This window comes from Hahella sp. NBU794, assembly GCF_050749805.1.
Lineage (GTDB): Bacteria > Pseudomonadota > Gammaproteobacteria > Pseudomonadales > Oleiphilaceae > Hahella.
This window is the reverse complement of record NZ_CP192738.1, coordinates 4,815,048-4,834,538: the sequence shown is the minus strand read 5'-3', so window position 1 is coordinate 4,834,538 and position 19,491 is coordinate 4,815,048. Positions and strand designations below refer to the sequence as shown.

General features: G+C 56.9%; 11 protein-coding genes. 10 read left to right on the top strand and 1 reads right to left on the bottom strand.

Translation table 11 applies throughout. The features are described from left to right. Positions 1-54 precede the first annotated feature (54 nt). Complete coding sequence (locus ACQYWX_RS21070) at positions 55-813, bottom strand: SDR family NAD(P)-dependent oxidoreductase (protein ID WP_431686232.1); 759 nt, start codon at positions 811-813, stop codon at positions 55-57. A gap of 941 nt (positions 814-1,754) precedes the next feature. Between ACQYWX_RS21070 and ACQYWX_RS21065 the strand changes: the two genes are divergently transcribed. The 10 genes from ACQYWX_RS21065 (at position 1,755) to ACQYWX_RS21020 (ending at position 19,407) form a co-directional block, all read left to right on the top strand. Continuing rightward, positions 1,755-2,459, top strand: a complete 705-nt coding sequence (locus ACQYWX_RS21065) for a thioesterase II family protein (RefSeq protein WP_216738334.1) — start codon at positions 1,755-1,757, stop codon at positions 2,457-2,459. A 42-nt stretch (positions 2,460-2,501) separates the two neighbouring features. After that, a complete protein-coding gene (locus ACQYWX_RS21060) occupies positions 2,502-3,326 on the top strand; it encodes an SDR family oxidoreductase (protein WP_216738335.1) in 825 nt (274 codons plus the stop codon). Between the two features lie 63 nt (positions 3,327-3,389). Continuing rightward, complete coding sequence (locus ACQYWX_RS21055; protein ID WP_431686231.1) at positions 3,390-6,377, top strand: non-ribosomal peptide synthetase; 2,988 nt, start codon at positions 3,390-3,392, stop codon at positions 6,375-6,377. Positions 6,378-6,381: 4 nt separating this feature from the next. Continuing rightward, a complete protein-coding gene (locus tag ACQYWX_RS21050; RefSeq protein WP_431686230.1) occupies positions 6,382-10,212 on the top strand; it encodes an amino acid adenylation domain-containing protein in 3,831 nt (1,276 codons plus the stop codon). 19 nt (positions 10,213-10,231) lie between these two features. Then, positions 10,232-15,505 (top strand): amino acid adenylation domain-containing protein, encoded by a 5,274-nt coding sequence (locus tag ACQYWX_RS21045; RefSeq protein ID WP_431686229.1) that lies wholly within the window; start codon positions 10,232-10,234, stop codon positions 15,503-15,505. Positions 15,506-15,586: 81 nt separating this feature from the next. Continuing rightward, on the top strand, positions 15,587-16,780 hold the full coding sequence (locus ACQYWX_RS21040; RefSeq protein ID WP_431686228.1) for an ATP-grasp domain-containing protein: 1,194 nt from the start codon (positions 15,587-15,589) through the stop codon (positions 16,778-16,780). A 55-nt stretch (positions 16,781-16,835) separates the two neighbouring features. Next, positions 16,836-17,624, top strand: a complete 789-nt coding sequence (locus ACQYWX_RS21035) for an AzlC family ABC transporter permease (RefSeq protein WP_279507869.1) — start codon at positions 16,836-16,838, stop codon at positions 17,622-17,624. A 1-nt stretch (position 17,625) separates the two neighbouring features. Beyond that, complete coding sequence (locus ACQYWX_RS21030) at positions 17,626-17,940, top strand: AzlD domain-containing protein (protein ID WP_216737320.1); 315 nt, start codon at positions 17,626-17,628, stop codon at positions 17,938-17,940. Between the two features lie 49 nt (positions 17,941-17,989). Next, entirely contained in the window at positions 17,990-18,778 is a 789-nt protein-coding gene (locus ACQYWX_RS21025; protein ID WP_431686227.1) for a carbon-nitrogen hydrolase family protein, read from the top strand. Between the two features lie 221 nt (positions 18,779-18,999). Then, a complete protein-coding gene (locus ACQYWX_RS21020; RefSeq protein WP_431686226.1) occupies positions 19,000-19,407 on the top strand; it encodes a hypothetical protein in 408 nt (135 codons plus the stop codon). Positions 19,408-19,491 lie beyond the last annotated feature (84 nt).

Sequence of the window (19,491 nt, the reverse complement as noted above, 5' to 3'; positions counted from 1 at the left end):
GATTACAGCGAATGCATAATTGGACCAGCCCTTGGGCTGGTCCGCTGAGACAGCTTAGAGAAACATCCCGCCGGACGCTTCAATACGTTGAGCATTGATCCAACGATTGTCCTCTGAGAGCAGAGAGGCGATGACGCCGCCAATGTCGTCCGGTAGACCGACACGTCCGAGTGCGGTTTGTGAGGCGATAAACTGGTTAATTTCTGAATTATCGCGCACCAATCCCTGACCGAAATCCGTTTCAATGGCGCCCGGCGCCACCACGTTCACCGCTATGCCTCGCGCTCCAAGTTCTTTCGCCATATAACGGGTCAGCACTTCCACGCCGCCTTTCATCGTTGCGTACGCAGAGTAACCAGGCAGGGCGAAGCGGGCGAGACCGCTGGAAATATTAACGATTCTGCCTCCATCTGCGATGAACGGCAGGAGTTTTTGCGTCAGAAAATACACGCCCTTCAGATGAATATTCACTAACTGATCAAAATGCTCTTCCGTCGTTTCCGCGAAAGGCGCATGGATGCCGATCCCCGCGTTATTTACCAAGTAATCGAACTGCTCACGGCCCCAATTGGCGCTGAGTTCCTGGGCGACTGATTTGGCAAAGTCCGCGAAACTCTTGCTTTCGGCGACGTCCAGTTGCAATGCGACCGCCTTGCGGCCCATTTGACGCACTTCGCTGACGACATCCTCCGCCTCGGCGCGATTGCTGCGATAGGTCAGAATGATATCCACGCCTTTTTGCGCCAGATGCAAGACCGTGTTTTTGCCCAGACCACGGTTTCCACCAGTGACTACTGCGATTTTGCTGCTCATATATCGTCTCCAGAGTGTAGGGTTGAAAGCCTGTTTTTCAATGTCAGGAGCAGTTTATTGGGGATGTAAGCAAGGATAAATCCACCAAGTATGGTTAAACTGTCTACAAAATACGAACAATTGGGTGATGAAAAAGTGACGTTGAGCGCGAGATTTTGATGCGCCTTCCTGGCTTAAATGTCTTTAGATCGCTTTTCCACTGGAGCTGGACTAGTGAGTAAACGGGGGATGTGAAGGGCGACTTTTCCCCCTAACGCTGCGATATAGTAAAAAATACGGACTACCGGATTGAAGCGGCTAAAAAAATATATATAATCACGTTTTGTTGATTAAACATTAACAGCACTACGAGTATTACAGGATGTTGTATTATAAGCCAAAGGGGACGGCCTCTATCCGTCCGTTTATGTCCTATCCCGGCTATATTCTCTCGGGTTCTTCTCTCCACCGCTTCTTATCCCGTTTATACAAGTATAGTTAAGTGTTTAAGTGAAATTTCCACGCCTTGTTTTTAAGGTCGTAGCAAAAATGACATCAACTTGTCGTTATGGAAATTATGCTGTCAGGCGCGCCAATACTTGCTCTGCATGGAAGCGCTCGTTACTTATTTCTTTGTTTATTAGTGGCTTATAGAGGTGCGCCTTTGGGGCGAACGAACGCTAATGACGTTTCTTTATGTCATGCTCATGCACTCTGGCGAGCATTAAATGGTTTGCGTAAAAGATATTCTGTCTAATTAGACAACATTAACGGGAATCAGGAAGTATTAATTGTGGAAAGGGAAGTATATGGAACCTCGCATAGACTTATTCTAGTCCGTCGATAAATACCGCTCATTATATTTTTATATAAAGCTAAACAGGCTTTATGGCCTCCTATTGTCTGGCGTTTATAAATGCGCCGGCGGAAAAGGAAATAGTAATAACTAAAGGATACAGAAAATGAAAGAAGTCTCTCTGGTTAACTTGGTTTGTCTCCCCTTCGCTGGCGCGGGCGCATCGGTGTTTCACGAGTGGAAGGATTTGTCCGAGAAGCTCAATGTGATCGCTGTGCAGTTGCCAGGACGGGAGAAGCGCTTTGTGGAGCCTGCCTACACCAACGTGGCGGAAGCGGTGCAGGGAATCATGCCCGAGTTAATGGCGGAGCTGGATTTCTCCAAACCCATCGTCTTTTTTGGACACAGCCTGGGCGCCGTGCTGGCGTTTGAGCTGGCGCGCGCCATGTGCGGAGAGGAAAAGGCCAATGTGCAGGGGTTAATCGTGAGTGGCTCTCCAAGCCCATGGAACAGCAGGGAAGAGCGCGCCTCTGGATTGCCGGATGATGAATTTGTACGCCGGGTCAATGAGTTTGCCGGCTACTCTCATCCCGCCCTGGAAGACCCCATCATGCGGGAAGTGTTGTTGCCGACGCTGCGCGCGGATGTGGAGATGCATGAAAGCTATCACCCTCTGGCGGATGACTCCTTGCCGATCACGGTGCTGACTATTCGCGGCAGTGACGATGAGCTGGTGACGGCTGAGGATAAAGCGCTCTGGAGCAAGGCTTCTTCCGTGCAGACCCTGCACGAAGAGCTTCCCGGCGGCCATATGTATTTGATGGACGATCCCAAGGCGCTTATCGCCCTGATCGAAAGTGCGGTTCTTTAATTCTTGTTATTAGTGGATCGCAGTGTCGTCAAGGAGATAACTATGAGACTAAAAGGAAAAGTAGCGCTGGTTACCGGCGCAGCCAGAGGGTTGGGGCGCGCCTGCGCCCTTGAGTTCGCCAGACAGGGGGCGGATCTGATACTGCTGGATATTGGAAGAGATATCGCCACCGTGCCTTATCCCCTCGGATCGGAGAGCCAGCTTCAATACACCGCTCAATTATGTGAAGAGCAGGGCGTGGCGGTTTTGACCGGCTTGGCGGACGTGACGCGACAAGCTGAGATCAACGCTGTCGTCGCAAAAGGACTGGATCGTTTCGGACGCATTGATGTGCTGTTGAATAACGCAGGCATCGCCGCACCGTCTGGAAAAATCGCCCATGACATCAGTGAAGATGAATGGACGACCATGATTGACGTCGATCTTTCCGGCGCCTGGCGGATGATTCGCGCAGTGGGCGCCGCCATGACGGCGCGTCGCTCCGGCAGCATCATTAACATTGCTTCCACGGCGGGGGTGGTCGGTTACCGCCATTTCTCCGGCTATGTGGCGGCCAAACATGGCGTCATCGGTCTGAGCAAAGCCGTCGCTCTTGATTACGCCCCGCTTAAAGTCCGGGTCAACGCGTTATGCCCGGGGTCTGTTCGCGACGCCTCCCATGTTGAAGGTCGCATGTTGTCTGAGATCGCGCGCTCCCTGCACGTGCCCGTCTCCGAGCACGAGGACACCTTTGTGCAGGCGCAGCCCATGAATGCGCTGATCGAGCCTGAGGATATCGCCCATAGCGCTGTATGGCTGGCTTCTGACGAGTCCCGTCAGGTCACCGGAAGCGTGATCACCGTCGACGGCGGCTTCTCCGCGCGTTAGGCGGTGGAAAGAGGTCTTCGCCAAGGACTGTCCAGATTTTCTCATTCGACATAAGGCACTTCCATGAAAAGCACTTTTTTGAATCACCCGGAAATGGCCGGGAATCTGAGCTCTTACCTGAGTGACGGCGATGTGGCGCCCAGCGCACTGCACGCCGCCGCCTATCGCCTGACGCAATCCGTCAATCCTGAGTCCGTTGCGATGCGGCTAAAACACGCCCTTGCTGCACTGCCGTTTATGCAAATGGCGGCCGAGGGACGTGAGTACGTCTGGATTGAGACGCTGCATTTGCGGGCGGACAGCTATCAGGCTGCGGACCGGGTCAGAAAGGAAATGGAGAGGCCGCTGGCCGAGACGTTTCCCTATATTCGCGTGGTGTTATTAACCTACGCAGACCGCTTTGTTGATTTGGTGATTGTCGCCAATCGCGCGGTTTTTGATAAAGCATCCCTGGATGCATTCGTCTGTGCGGCGATCTCTGAGCAGGACGCCGTTTACCAGTCGCCTGCGGCGGCGTCTGGATCTGAGCCGGAGTTGTCCTCTCTGCTATCCGCCGATTTCTCACCGCTTCCGGACTGGCGGGGCAAGGGCGAAGAGGGCCTGATCAGAATGCGTCTGGGCGTTTTCAGCGGCCAGGATGACCAGCAATTGGTGGCGGGCTGGATCAGTGCGCTGGCTACGGTATGGGCTCGCTATTCTGCGACGAACGTACCCGTCGTTGCCGTTAATGACAGCCGCGTCGAGTCGGTGAGCGGCTGGTCTCTAATCGCCGCGCCGGTGCAGGAAGACGCCACAGCGCAGCGTCTTAAAGCAAACATCGAGCAGTCGTTGCAGCAACCGGTCTGGCGCTCGCAGGAGCTGGCGAATCGTCTGCAAGACTGTGAAAACGGCGGTGAAGTGTCTCTGGCTGCGCTCATCTATGACGCCGCAGCGTCACCGCACGTCAAGGTGGCGGCATGCGACTATGCGCCATCTCTGGGAGCGCCTTATCCGCTCACGCTGCTCATTGAGAGCCAGGGGCAGGGTCGATATTGCATCAGCGGGCTGGCTGACGGCGCTTTGTTTGCCGGCGACAGCGTCGAACAGTTCTTCCAGTGCGTGCGCCGGGCGTATGAGCGACTGCGCGAAGATGGCGAATTGAATCTGCGCAGCTTTCCGCTGCTGGATGAGAAGGCGCAGCAGGAAGTGGCTGCGTTAGGCGTGGATCGCGAGCTTGGCGATATTCCAGCAGAACGTCTGGAGGAATTGTTCGCCCGGCAGGCCGCTCAAACTCCAGAGGCCGTCGCGCTCTCCTACGAAAACGAGCAAATGACCTACGCGGAGTTAGAGCGCAAGGCGCATCTCATGGCGCTGAATCTGGTTGTGCTCAACGTCAAACCCGGTGATCGCGTTGGTATCTGTCTGGAGCGGTCATTTGATTTGATCGCGTCTATGCTGGCGATTCTGAAGGCGGGGGCAATATATATCCCCATGGACCCGGCCTATCCGGAAGAGCGTCTGTCATATACCTGTGAGAATGCCGAGATCCGTCTGGTGATTACCGACGCAGACGCATTCCCTGTGGCGGAGGCGCGGCGGCTGATAGCGCCGTCAGAGCTGGAGCGGGATATTGACGATGCGCGGGTGACGACGCCTTCCGCAGAACAGGTCCGCGCTGATGACGCAGCCTATGTGATTTACACCTCTGGATCGACTGGCAAACCCAAAGGCGTGGTGGTTCCTCACAAAAATGTCGTCAGCCTGCTGGCTGCGACGCAGGAGGATTTTGGCCTCAATGCGCAGGACGCCTGGACCTTTTTCCACTCCGCCGCGTTCGACTTTTCAGTGTGGGAAATATGGGGAAGTCTGCTGACGGGCGCCCACCTTGTGATCGTGCCCTATTGGGTCTCCCGCGCGCCTGACGAGTTTCTGGAGCTGGTCAGGGATAAGCAGGTTTCGGTGCTGAACCAGACCCCTTCCGCTTTCTCCCAGTTTATGGAAATGGAACGCAACGGCGCTCCGCTGGAGCATTTACGACTGGTTATCTTCGGTGGCGAGCCCCTCGATGCGAAGATGCTGATGAAGTGGTTCGACCGCTACCCGGAATCCCGTTGTCGTCTGGTGAACATGTTCGGCATCACCGAAACTACGGTGCATGTCACTGCCCAGACCATTGCGCGCGCAGAGGCCATGGCCGGTTCGCGCTCCGTCGGTCCGGCGATTCCTGGTTGGCGTTTATATGTATTGGACGCCGCGCGCAATATTCTGCCGGTGGGCGTAGCGGGTGAAATTTACGTCGCGGGAGCGGGCGTCGCTTCGCAATACCTGAACCGTCCGGAATTGACGGCAGAACGCTTTATGCCTGATCCCTTTTGTGGTGGTCGCATGTATCGCAGCGGCGACAAGGGGCGTTTATTGCCATGTGGACGGCTGGAGCATTTAGGGCGCCTGGACAGTCAGGTGAAGCTGCGTGGCTTCCGCATCGAATTGGATGAAATCCGCAAAGTCTTGCTCGGCGTTCACGGTGTGGAGGCGGCGGCGGTGGTGTTGAATCAGCCGGATAAAAACGATCCGGCTTCCGCCCGTTTGGACAGTTATCTGGTGTTGTCGGATATCGCCGTGGAGGACGTGATTGTCAAAGCGGAGAAGATGTTGCCGGCTTATATGATGCCTTCCACTTTCACCCAGGTTGACGCCATGCCGCTGACGGCGAATGGCAAGCTGGACGTTAAGAAGCTGCCTGAACCCAATGCGCAGAGCAAAGCGGCGGATAAGCCCAAGGCCGTGGCGGAGCGTCCTTCCGAGCCTGCTAAAATCAGCTTGGAAGAGACTGCCGCGGAGACGGAAGCCGACCGTCTCGTCGCTGACATGGTCAGGGTCTGGAGTGAAGTGCTGGGGCGTGAAGTGACCGCGGCAGACAACTTTTTCAGCCTTGGCGGCAACTCCCTTTATGCGGTCAGAATCGCCTCCGCCATGAGAGCGGCGGGTCTGCCTGCGCTTCCGATACGTGAGTTATACGTGCGGCAGACCATTGAAAAACTGGCGCCGGTAATGGTCGGCAATGGAGGTTAGTAATATGGATTTCACCGAGCTTGAGGCGATCCGCGCGGCGGAAACCTATTGGCGGGGTCTGTTTGACGCAGAGTGGTCGCCAACGGAACTGAAAGCGCCGTCCCGTGCGGCGGAGCCTGTTGAGCGTCTGGTGGCGAGCATCCCTGTTGGCGCAGACCTGCTGAGCGCCATTGAAGGCGCCGCCGCCGAGGTGGGCGTTACGCCGCAGCAAGTGGCGCTGGCGGGGTGGTTGACGGCGTTGATGCATTTTACTGACATGGAGCGTCTGACGCTGTCAGTGCAACTCGACGACGCCACGATTATTCCGCTGACGTTCACGCTGGATTCCAGCGCCGATCTGGCCTCAGTGATTGATCTGATCGCGAAGACGATGACGGAAGCGTTGTCACATCGCGCGTTTCCTTATCTCAAGCTTGCCGCGGAAGAGTATGGTCTTCTGCCGCCGGCGCAGGACTTGCTGACGCCCCTGCTGTTCAATCTGGGAGAGAGAGACGCTCCGCGTGCGCCCATTGTCATGGGGCTGCGCGTCACGGCGGAGGGAGCCGAGCTGCTGGTTCAGGGGGGCGGCGTGTTCGCATCCTACGGCTACCTGCGCCCTTTGTGCACTGCGGTTATGAATATTCTGGAGATGGGTTTGTTGCAGGACAAACCTTTGTCTCAGCTGGAGCTTTTAGCCCCGGATGAAATTACTGAGCGATTGGGGCGGGGAACGGCGACTGTCACCCCCTTCGACGAATACGCCAGAATTGAAGAAGCCTTTGCGGCGCGCGTAGCGGAAACCCCCAGGGCGCTGGCGATAACCCATGGTGAGGCGTCCCTTACTTACGCTGAACTGGATGAGGCCAGCTACCAGCTCGCCCAAGCCCTGCGTGAGCTGGGCGTGCAGCCAGGTCAGGTTGTCGCCATTCATACCCCGCGCAGCATCCCCATGGCGGTTTCCGCACTGGCGGCGCTCAAAGCGGGAGCCGTCTATATGCCTTTGGACCCTGACTATCCCGCCGAGCGCATTCAGTTGCTGATGGAGGACAGTCAGGCCGTCGTGCTGATTCACAGTGAAGAGGCTCCGCCGACTGCCCTGACCGGTGCGACGCATGCGTCGCTAGCGCTGGACATGCCTGGCGGGCGGGTGCGCGCCCTGCAAATCCAGACGCCGTCGCAGTCCGCCCCGGCGGATTCTCAGGCGGCCTATCTGATGTTTACGTCCGGCACTACCGGGCGTCCCAAAGGCGTACTGAACACGCACGCAGGGGTTCTGCGATTGGTTCGGCGCGCCACTTATCTCGACCTGCAACCCGGCGTGCGCGTGGCTCAGGCCGGCGCAACAGGATTTGACGCCAGTGTGTTTGAAATCTGGGCGGCGCTGCTCAACGGCGGCTGCCTGCAGATTGTCGATCGGGAAGTGCTCCTGGACAGCGTTGAACTCGTGCGTTTTTTTCGGGAACGGAAAACAGATGTTGCGTTGATTACGACCTCACTGTTTTCACAGCTGGCCAGCGATGATCCCGCCATGTTCGCGCCCTTGAGTCAGTTACTGGTGGGCGGCGATGTGATTTCCCCGAAGCAGGTGGCGGCGGTATACGCCGCCTGTCCGGGAATCGTCATTCTGAATGCCTACGGCCCCACTGAAAACGGGGTCATATCCACGGTGCAGCGTATTGATCCCGCTCGACTGGACAGTATTTCCATCGGCGCTCCCATCAGTAATTCCGTCGCGCTGGTGCTGAACCGGTTTGGTCGTCTGACGCCGTCGTTGTTTGAAGGCGAGCTGTATGTCGGCGGCGTTGGCTTGGCGTTAGGGTATTTGGGACGGGAAGACGAGACGAGCAAAGCATTCGTGCCCCATCCTTATGCCCCGGGAAGCCGGATCTACCGCACGGGAGATCGGGCGCGCTGGAATGCCGAGGATGAGCTGGAGTTTCTCGGACGCCGGGATTTTCAGATCAAAATTCGCGGTTTTCGGGTTGAGCTGGGCGAAATCGAGAAAGCGGCGCTGTCGCATCCGACGGTGAGTGAGGCCTTGGTGCTCGCGCTCAAGCCCGAAGGCGCAGCGGAATATCGGCTGCATTGCTATTTAGGCGTCGCTGACGAGTTTGATCTGGATAGTTGGCGTCAGCAACTCATCGACCAACTACCCGCGCACATGGTTCCGGCGGCGGTCTGGGCCATGCCTGAATTGCCGTTGACGGTTAATGGCAAGGTGGACCGACGCGCCCTGGCGGAGATGAAGCAGGTAGAGTCCGGCGGCGCCGAAGCGGTGGATGATATCGAACGCGTCTTGCTGGAAATAGGTCGCTCGCTTTTGAACATTGACCATCTGGCGACGGATGACGACCTGATCAAGCTGGGCGCAAGCTCGTTAACCGCGGCCATGATCGCGTCGCGGGCGCGTCGTGACCTGGGCGTGAAAATCGCCGTCGCCGATGTTCTGCGCAGTGGCACGGTGGTGGAGTTAGCGACGTTGGTCAGAGCTCAGCAGGGGCGGAGCGCGCCAACGCATGGAGTGATTGCTTCTCCAGCGCAAGCCAGCATAGAAGCGACGCCGCAACAGGTGCGTTTGTTCATCGAGCAATCCAAGCAGGCGGACGCCTGTCATTACAATTTACCGATTTGGGTGGCGCTGCCGGCGGATATAGACCCGGTTCGCTTGCAGGAGTCCTTGCGGCGATTAGTGGATCGACACGAAATTCTTCGCACCTCGTTTGAACGCGAAGGGGAAGTAACCCGGCAGTTGATTCATGCCGACCCAGCTGTGTCGATAGCGGAGGCGTCGGCGGCTTCAGACGTATTCAATGCGCTGGCCCAATTCATCCAACCCTTCGACTTGCAGCAGGGGCCCCTGTGGCGCGCAGCGCTCTATCGCGACACAGAGAAAACCTATCTGCTCTTCGATATTCACCATATTTTGACTGATGGCTATTCACTCCTCCGTCTGTTTGCGGAGTGGGAGGCGCTGTATCGCGGCGATAGTTTGTCTGCGTCGCCCCTGCAATATCGTGACTATGCGCACTGGCTGGCCAGCGACGGCGGTCAGGCCCATCTGGCGGAGCAGGAAGGCTATTGGCTGAAGATGTATGCGGAGAAGCCTGCGCTGCCGGATTTGCCTACGGACTTTCCAAGATCCGGGGTGCGCAGTCTCAGTGGGGAGTTTCTTGAGTTTGATTTGGGAGAAAAGAGGTCGGCGAACATTCGGCGCCTGTCTGAGCGTCTTCAGGTCAGCGTCTATCAGTTCCTGCTGTCCTGTTATGGCGTCTTCCTGGCCCAGGTTACCGGCGATGACGACATCACCATCGGGACGCCCGTCGCAGGTCGTCTGGCCCCTGGCGTCGACGACATTCAGGGGATGTTCGTGAATACGCTCTGTTTGAGGCTGCGACCGGCTCTGGCTGCGCGCTTTGAAGACTATTTGCGGGAGGTGGCCGACATGACGCTGAACGCCTTCGACAACCAGGATTACCCCTTTGACCGTCTGGTGGCGCAGGTTGCTGCGGACCGCTCTTATGGCCGCTCTCCGCTGTTTGACGCCATGTTTGCGCTACAGAACACAGGGCTGAGCAGACAAACGTTTCTGGGCGGCGCGATCGTCTGGACGCCGGCGGCGACCGGTGCGGCCATCTATGACCTCAACCTGCAAATTGAAGATGGCGAAACCAGCCTGCGAGCAAGCTGGCATTTCAATCGGGATCTTTTCACCGCCAAGACAATGGCTTCTTTCCGTGATCGGCTGCTGGAGATCATTGATAAGGCGCTGAGCGATGTGAATAGCCAGATTCGAACGCTGAATCAGGACGAAGAAAGTGGCCCGGTTGCGTTACCGGAAATCGAGTTTGAATTTTAAAATTTAGAGGCAGTAGGACATGCAGTCTATAGAAACCAAAGGACAATTAAAGGTTGCGGCGGCGCAGCGGCCGGAGCACGGAAAATACTGGCGCAGTCTTTTAGCTGAGCCGGTGGAGAAAAGCCTGTTTCATCCCGATAGGGTGAAGCCGTCAGGGTCGCTGAATCAGCGCTATGTGCATACATTGGACGCCGACGTAAGGCAGCGCCTGCATAAGTTAAGCGGAGGCAAAACCGCGACGCGTCAAGTGGTCATGCTGGCGGCGCTGGCGGAATTGCTGCGTCGCTACACCGGCTCCGACACGGCCTGCATCGGTCAGCCGTTGCAACCGGAGCAAACCAAACTGTCCGACTATCTGGCGCTGCGCATTCAGGCGCCGGCGCACGCGAATTTTAAGCAGTTGCTGGGCGCGGCGCGGGACGCCATGCTTGCGGGGCTGGAATTCTGCGACTATCCGTTGACGGTGTTGGCGGATGAGTTTGGCCTGGAAGCGGAGAAGGGCGGCAATCCCTTTTTTGATGTGGCGTTGGAAGCGCTTGAGGCGGCTGACGACTCGGTATCCAGTCAATTTCAGTGTCGGGTGCTGATTAGCCATTTCGTTGGCGCTGAGCAAGGCGAATTGACGATTTCCTATGACGACGGCCTGTTTGATGCGGACAGCATTCAGCGTATCGCCGAACACTTTGAGACGTTGCTGCTGGAGCTATCAAGCGCGCCTGACGCAGAGGTCACGGCGGCTTCCATCACCACGCCTGCGGATGAGGCGTTGCTGCAGCAGGTCAATGCGACTGAGCGGGAATATCGCCGGGACGTCAGACTCGAAACGGTTTTTGCTGAGCAGGTGGCGCAGACGCCGGATGCGGCGGCGGTGGTCTGTGGTCAGGACCAACTGACCTATGCGCAGCTTAATGACGCAGTGAATTCCCTGGCGGCGCAGTTGCGGGCGGCCGGCGTGGCGGAAGATCAGCTGGTGGCGGTGGCGGCCGAGCGCTCGACGCAGGTGATCGTGGCGATCCTGGCGATTTTACGAGCCGGCGGGGCCTACTTGCCGATAGACCCGGGATATCCTGCAAACCGGATTCAGTATGTGCTGGAAAACAGCGGCGCGAGCGTCATTCTGACGCATCGTCATCTGCTGCAGTTGGATACGTCCGGCTATACCGTCATCGATATTGACGAGAAGGCGCTGGGCGCAGAGGGCGTGGCGGCATCTGCAACGGTTGGCGGCGCGGAAAATCTCGCCTACGCCATTTACACCTCAGGCTCTACCGGTAAACCCAAGGGCGTTTTAATCGAGCATCACTCCGTCATCAACCGGATCGCCTGGATGCAGAACGCCTATCCGCTAACGGCGGAGGACGTCATCCTGCAGAAAACGCCGATTTCATTCGATGTGTCCGTGTGGGAATTGTTCTGGTGGTTCTTTACCGGTTCCCGCGTCTGCATGCTGGAGCCCGGCGGTGAACGTGAACCGGAGAAAATCGTGGCGGCCATTGAGGCGAATAAGGTGACGACCATGCACTTTGTGCCGTCCATGCTGAACGCCTTCCTGGATTATGTGGAGTCCACTCAGGCAGTGTCCCGCTTGCAGTCGCTGCGCAAGGTGTTTACCTCCGGCGAAGCTTTGACCCTGCATCAGGCGGAGCGTTTCAAGAAGCTGCTGCACGCGGCCAATGGAACCCGTCTGATCAACCTGTATGGGCCGACTGAGGCGACGGTGGACGTCACCCATCTTGACTGCACCGCCAAAGCCACTCTGGACAAGGTTACTATCGGAAGTCCCATCGACAACACTCAGATTCATATCGTAGACAAGCAGTTGCGCCGTCTGCCTATAGGCGTTCCCGGAGAGCTTTGCATCGCTGGCGTCGGGTTGGCGAGGGGCTATCATGCGCTGCCGGAAATGACGGCGGATCGCTTTGTCACAAATCCTGAAAACGCCTCTGAACGCTGGTATAGAACCGGCGATTTGGCGCGCTGGCTCGGCAATGGTGAAATCGAGTATCTGGGCCGTCTGGATCATCAGGTGAAAGTGCGCGGTTTTCGTATTGAACTGCAGGAAATCGACGCGGTTTTGCGTTCCCATCCCGCCGTGCGCGACGCCGTCACGCTGGTGCACCGCGCCGCCGGTCTGGACAAGCTGGTCGCCTACGTCACCGTCAGCGGCGAGCCGGAGCAAGAGACCCTGCGTCAGCATGTGGCGGGGCAGGTTCCGGCCTATATGGTTCCAGATATGGTTATCGTGCTGGAGCAAATGCCGCTGTCGCCGAACGGGAAACTGGATCGTAAAGCGCTGCCGTCGCCGGTCAGCTATTTGCAAACCGCGGAATATACTGCGCCCCGTAACCGCACCGAGGAAATTCTGGCGGACATCTGGCGCGAGGTGCTGCAGTTGCCTCGCGTTGGCGTGCACGATAACTTTTTTGCGATTGGCGGCAACTCGATTCACTTTGTCACAGTTCTCGCCAAGGCCAGAAAATTCGATCTGGAGTTCACCTTCCAGCAGTTGTTCGCCAACCCTACGATAGCGACATTGGCGCAGGCGATGGAAGAAGAAAAAGGCGAGCTTCAGCAGCACCGCTTTGACGCGTTTGAGCTGCTCGGCGAGCAGGACCGCCAGCGTCTGCCGCAAGGCGTTGATGACGCTTACCCGCTGTCCATGTTGCAGGCTGGACTGATATTCCAGAACGAGCTGACTTTCGGCACGGCGCAATATCACGACATTATCAGCTACATCATTGAGAGCCCGATCAATCTGGAGGTGTTCAAGCTCGCGGCGGACATTCTGGTCAAGCGCAACCCGATCTTCCGCACCAGCTATCACCTGGATGGCTTCGACGAGTATATCCAGATGGTGCATACGGACGTGGAAGCGCCGCTGTACTGTCACGACCTGCGGGGAATGAGCGAAGAAGAGCAGGAACAGTGGCATCAGAACTGGCTGGCGGAAGAGAAAGCGTACCGTTTCGAATGGAATCAGCCCGGCCTGGTGCGCCTGCATGTGCATGTCCTGCGCGACAACATGTATCGCTATGTGCTCAGTCAGCATAACTCCGCTCTCGACGGCTGGAGCATCACTCTGGTGCATACGCAGCTGTTCCGCATATACAACAGGCTGCTGCAGGGCGGGACCTTTGACGAGCCGCTGGTGGACAATCACATTCGCAATTACATCGGCCTGGAAGCCCAGTCGTTGCGCTCCGTCAGTGATCGTGCGTTCTGGGAGAATATGCTGGACGGCGCGACATATACCCGTCTGCCCAAACTGGACGCTGCGCAGCCCGTCTCGGAGCTGTCTGTGCTGTTTCATGAGGTGGACATCAGCAAGCAGCTGTCCGACAGGATCATTGCGCTGGCTGACCAGTTGGCGGTTCCGGTCAAAACACTGTTGATGGCGGCGCATCTTAAGTTCCTGAGCGTGGTGTCCGGCGATGCTGACGTCATGACCGGTTATGAACACAGCGGCCGTCCTGAAGCGGAAGACGCCACCAAGGCGATCGGACTTTTCCTCAACACAGTGCCGTTCCGGGTGGATGTCGATGTGGAGTCCTGGGCTGGCCTGATTCAACGCGTGTATCAAGCGGAAGCGGCGTTGTTGCCGCACCGTCGTTATCCCATGGCGCGCATGAAACAGGATATCGGGACGCAGGAGCCGCTGTTCGACACCGCTTTCAACTACACCCATTTCTATCTGTTGAAAGAACTCAAGGAAATGCCGGAGTTCAATCTGCTGGACGTGCGGGCGAACTCGGAGACGGAATTCGCGATTCGGGCCGAGTTCTGCCGTCACTTCTTCACTGACGATGTGAAACTCAGCCTGCACTACCACGAGCACGCTTTCACGTCGGAGCAGGTGGAGAACTTCGCGCAATACTATCTCACTATCTTTGAGAGCATGACTCAGGACCCCAAAGCGGACCCCAGACGCCAGCCCATTCTGACGCAACAGGAACTGGCGGCCATTGCAGAGCAGGGCGCTAAAGTTCCGGTGAATCTGGCGCAGCGTCCAGAACTGGAAAGTACGGATGCGGGCGTTTATCTCCTGGGAGAATCCGGGCGTTTTATCCCAGTGGGAGCGGTCGGGGACCTGTATTTTGTGAACGCTGAAGCGGACAGACTGGAGACTGATGTTAACCCGGCCCTGAACGGCATGGGATTGCGACCCACTGAACTGAAGGGGCGCTATGTGCAGGGTGGCGGCGTTGAGGTTGTTAACGGGATATCTGCGCTGATTTTCCGGAAGCCTGAGTTGCAGCAGAGCAAGACAGTCGACACTGCGGCGGCGCAACAGACTCCGCTGGACGCTGTGGAGGTGCGCATCGCAGCGGCCTGGGCGCAGGCGCTCAAGATTCCCCAGGAGAATATCGGACGCGACGATAACTTCTTTGACCTGGGCGGTAACTCTCTGGCGGCGATGAAAGTCACGATTCTGCTGGAAGGGCTGATTTCCCTGGTGGATCTCATGCGCAACTCCACTCTGGCGCCGCTGGCGGATGTGGCCAGAAAGAAAATGCCCGCCGGCGAGGCTGACCTTCTGGTGCCGCTGACCTCTGATCGGCGTTCAGCGCCGGTCACTCTGGTGTGCTTCCCCTATGCGGGCGGCAACGCGATTAACTTCAAACCATTCGCCGAACGTCTTGCTGAGATGAACGCTGAGGTGCAGGTTTTCGCCGTGGAGCCCCCGGGGCATAACCTGAGCGATACCGGTGAAGCGCTGTTGTCCGTCGAGGAGTTTGCGAAGAAGGTAGCTGCGGAAATCAGCGCCAATATCAGCGGCGACGTCTTCATTTGGGGACATTGCGTCGGCAGCGCCGCCGCCCTGGCCACCGCCGGTCTGCTGCAGGAGAGCGGCCGCGTCGCCGGCGTATTTATCGGCGGTAAGTTACTGCCGGATGCGGAGCGTTCCCGCAGCCTTGCGGCCGAGCTGGAATCCATGCCGTTGAAGGACGTGGGCGAGTGGCTGGTGACGCAGACGGGCTACGGCGATCTGAACGCCTTGTCCGAGCCGCAACTGGCGCAATTGGTGAAAGCCTTCCGTCATGACGCCTGCGGCGCCAACCGCTACCTTGCTGATTTAACGGAAAACGGGACGCCTATGGCATTGCCTCTGACCATGGTGGCGGCGCAAGACGATCCCCTGACGCCACAGTATCGGGAGCAATACCTGGGATGGAGCAAGGTGTGCGAGTCAGTAGCGTTGATTGAGCTGGCTGACGGCGGCCATTACTTCTGCCGGACCAAACCGGCGGAAACCGCCGCAGCGGTCAGCGAACTGATGCGACTGTCCAAATAACGTTAAGGCCCCACTCCAGACGGCGTGGGGCTTTTTTGCGACTTGCGTATTAATAACAACACATGAAATCAAGGATCAGACATGAAACTGGCCATATTGCCATTGCCGTTTAATCTGGACGTTGCGCAGTCCATTCTCAGCCAGGCGGGAAACTGTGCGCACGAGTTTGTGTTTATCGACATGCAGGAGCGGATTGATCGCATTCCCGCTTCCTGGTGGCCGCAAAACGCCAAAGCTGTGGCCTGCTCCCCCTCCGACGTGGACGCCGTGATCAGACTTGTGGAGGCGGAGGCCTGTACACAGGTTATCTCCACCGCTGAAGCCGGACTGACCATCGCCGCCAAGGTGCGCAAGCACTTCGGCTTTGCAGGGCATAGCGAAGACGTGGAACTGTTCAGCATTGATAAAAGCCTGATGCGCCACACCCTGGTGGAAAAGGGGCTGTCCTCGGTTCAGTCGTTCAGAACCACCGTCGCCGAACTGGCGGAAGCATTGCTCTCCGTCGACTTTCCGGTTGTCGTCAAACCGGTGCGTTTGGGAGGAAGCATTTGTGTGCAATTGCTGTCTTCCTATCCGGAAGTGGAAGGTTATCTGGAGCGCGTTCGCAGCCATCCCTACGGTGGCGATAAAACCGAGCTTACCGTGGAAAGCTATATCAGCGGTAAAGAGTTCAGCGTGGAAGGGCAGGTCTTTGATGGCCAGGTCTACTATTACGGTTTGACGGAGAAGCGGACGACGGATGCTCCGTATTTTGTCGAAACCGGGCACACTTTCTACACCCGTCATCCCCACTTGGAAACGTTCGCTGATTATTTCCAGCAGGTGTTTGAGGCGCTGGGCATGCGCAACTGCCCCTTCCATGTTGAGTTCAAAGTGGACGGCGACAAGATAGAAATCATAGAGCTGCACTCTCGCTTCGGCGGTGACTTTATTACCGATCTGATCCATTTCAGCACAGGCGCGGAAGTGTTTGCGGATCAGTTTAATTTCCTTGCGGATAAAACTGTTCCTGCGCCGATCAAGGCCCAGGATCGTCTGGTCAGCATTGAGTTCGTCATGGCGCAGGAAGGCGAGTTAAAGGCCTTTATATTTCCGGCTCAGTTCGAAAGCAGCGTGAACGTTCTCAAACAAAAGCAAGACGCGCGCATTGGCGACAAGATCAAGTCCAGCACGGGATTCTATGACCGGATCGGCTGGATGATCTTTGAGTCCAATAGTCCGCAAAGCCGGGATGAGCATCTGAAGCTGTTCACCCCAGTTGTGACCGTAGGTTGAAGCGGCGGCGTTATGTCCAGCCTTGAAAAAATTTGCAGTGATGGAGTCCTTTAGTATGGAAAGTGTGGCCGCAAAACCGGACGACAGCTCCGGACAGCCATTAAACTCGGAATTAAGACAAAAGCACTTCCTGGACGGCGTGAAAGCCATGTCCCCGTTTATTCTCTCCGCCATCCCGATGGCGATGATCGCCGGGGCGTTGGGCGTCACCAGTGGACTGACCGGTTTGCAGACGCTGCTGCTGGCCATGTTGGCGAACTCGGGGACCATTCAGTTTGTCGTCTATATGATGCTGCAGGAGTCAGCGAGCTGGACAGTGGTTCTGCTGACGGTGCTCACGTTGAGTCTGCGCATGATGATTTACAGCATCGTACTGCGGGACAAGGTCAATGATATTTCTCCCGGGTGGAAACTGGTGATGGGGTTTGGCCTGATCGATGCGCTGTTCTTTATCTTTGTGGAGAAGTTTAAAGATAAAGACGCGCCGGTGACGGCTCGCCAGTGGTTTTATTTGGGGGGATCGTTCTCCATCTACGGCGCCTGGACGGTCGCCACAGTGGTGGGCATTCTTGTCGGCTCCGCGCTGCTTGAGTGGGCGGGGTCTGGCGTTGATTTCCCCATGACCGCTCTGTTTGTCGCCATGCTGGCGTCCTGTCTCGTGGATAGAAAAGCCTACTGCATTGTTTCGGTTGCAGGCCTGACGGCGATATTGGCTCATCATGCGCCATACGGATTGGGAACCATTCTGGGGACGGTCGCGGGCGTCGCCGCCGGCGTGTTGTACGGTCGATGGGTTCCGGTGAAAAACGCGGAAGCGGTTGTGGAAGAGGTTAAGGAAAGCTGAGATGGATATTTATATTCTGATTGCATTAATCGCAGTGTGTGCGTTTCTTCCCCGTTATCTGCCCTGGGTGGTCTGGGCGGGAAAACCCTTGCCCCCCAAAGTGGAAAACATTCTGCGCATGACGCCGGCGGCGGTCATTGCTGCGCTTGTGGCGCCGGCAGTGGTTTTCGTTGAGAAAGAGGTGTCTTTGAGCCTGTTGACGCACCCCTATTTTTTAGCGTCAGTGGCCACATTTGCGCTCATGTTGTTTACTAAACGGCTTATACTGTCCAGCTCGTTGGGCGTGGCCGTTTTTGTGCTTCTGAAAATGTTATAGCCAGCCCGTTTAGCCCCGGCGTCAGGCGCCGCCGCGCCGGGGCTGCCCAATGTCTGACAGGCGCGTGCAATTTATCAAGGAATTTATGATGCAAGGCGATTTCAAAATAGCCGCGGCCCAGTTTGGCCCGGTGCGAGGGGATGTTGAGGAAAATACGCGTAGGCATTTGCGGTTGATAGCGGCGGCCGCCGCAGAAGGCGCCAATGTGGTCATTTTTCCTGAGCTTTCTCTGACGGGGTATGAGCCGGATCTGGCGAGGGAGTTGGCGTTCACCGATACGGACTCTCGTCTGGCGCCCTTTCAGGCGGCGGCGCGCGAGCAGGGCGTGACGCTGATGGTCGGCGCGCCGGTGCAGGCGGGGGAGGGCAAGCCTCACATCGGCCTTTTTGTCATCAGTCCGGAAGCGCCGGTATTTCACTACAGCAAAATGCATTTACATCCTGGTGAGGATCAGCACTTTGCGCCGGGCGCCAGCGAAAAGGTATTTGAGCTTCAAGGCGTTGCATTAGGGCTGGCGATCTGTGCGGATACCGGCGTCGCCACCCATGCGCGCAACACGGCCGCCGCTGGCGCCGACGCCTATTTGAGCTCGGTCTTGATTACCGCTGGCGGGTACGACGAAGACACCGCCAAACTACAGGATTACGCACAGACCCATGGCATGTGCGTGGTCATGGCCAACTTCAGCGGCCCCTCCGGCGGCTGGGAGCCAATCGGCAAAAGCGCGGTATGGAGCCCCAGCGGGGACCTGCTGGCCCAGGGACCGCAAACCGGAGAAGCGCTGGTGATCGGCGTTAAAACCGAGGCGGGCTGGTCCGGTTACGCCAGAAATATCTGAGGTAAAAAAGCCTTCATTGTCCGGTGACAGGCGTAATCGCTGTCACCGGCCGTTTGTTTGATGTGTTGGGCGAATGCGTCAGTGTCTACAGGTGTAAAGCGTCGCGGTAAGTGGGATGCAAAGCGCAACGATAACGGGTACTGAGTATGAACTTCGGCGCACATGTCGCAGGCTTAATAAAGGACGTCAATAGCGCGCTGGAAAAGGACAAAGAGGCGCTGGTGGATGATTTTTTGGCGTTGCTGGCGCGTGCAAAATCACTGTTTAAAACGGATCTTTTCGATTTTTGGCTGTCTCAGTTAGCAGAGACTCCCTGTTCAGAACTCCCCATCACGCATTATGGCGTCGCTAACGCCAGACGCATGTTGTCGTATTTTGATAAGCGAAAGCGGGAGACCGTGGCCTGGCTGATTGCTGATATTTGCGAAAATCTCTTCACCTACAGCAACAACGACGACGCTTGTCGAATGCAAAGCGATTTCCATTATTACTTCAATGTCTCCGCAGGCGCGGTGTTTAAAGAGAGTAGGCTTGGAGAGGTCCAGGGCTGCGCGCCTGAAAACAGGGCGGGCAGGCGGATCGCCAGGGTGTCTGATCTCTCTATTCCGCCTCAGGAACTCATCCCCTAGAGCTACCGTTTCCCTCAATCGGCGCCTAATTATTTTCGTTATCAAAAAGCTTCTACAATCGGCTGTTTTGCCGCGTAAATTAAC

Coding starts and splice junctions, on each gene's coding strand:
- ACQYWX_RS21070 (WP_431686232.1), bottom strand. CDS start 813: ATGAGCAGCAAAATCGCAGTAGTCACTGGTGGAAACCGTGGTCTGGGC.
- ACQYWX_RS21065 (WP_216738334.1), top strand. CDS start 1,755: ATGAAAGAAGTCTCTCTGGTTAACTTGGTTTGTCTCCCCTTCGCTGGC.
- ACQYWX_RS21060 (WP_216738335.1), top strand. CDS start 2,502: ATGAGACTAAAAGGAAAAGTAGCGCTGGTTACCGGCGCAGCCAGAGGG.
- ACQYWX_RS21055 (WP_431686231.1), top strand. CDS start 3,390: ATGAAAAGCACTTTTTTGAATCACCCGGAAATGGCCGGGAATCTGAGC.
- ACQYWX_RS21050 (WP_431686230.1), top strand. CDS start 6,382: ATGGATTTCACCGAGCTTGAGGCGATCCGCGCGGCGGAAACCTATTGG.
- ACQYWX_RS21045 (WP_431686229.1), top strand. CDS start 10,232: ATGCAGTCTATAGAAACCAAAGGACAATTAAAGGTTGCGGCGGCGCAG.
- ACQYWX_RS21040 (WP_431686228.1), top strand. CDS start 15,587: ATGAAACTGGCCATATTGCCATTGCCGTTTAATCTGGACGTTGCGCAG.
- ACQYWX_RS21035 (WP_279507869.1), top strand. CDS start 16,836: ATGGAAAGTGTGGCCGCAAAACCGGACGACAGCTCCGGACAGCCATTA.
- ACQYWX_RS21030 (WP_216737320.1), top strand. CDS start 17,626: ATGGATATTTATATTCTGATTGCATTAATCGCAGTGTGTGCGTTTCTT.
- ACQYWX_RS21025 (WP_431686227.1), top strand. CDS start 17,990: ATGTCTGACAGGCGCGTGCAATTTATCAAGGAATTTATGATGCAAGGC.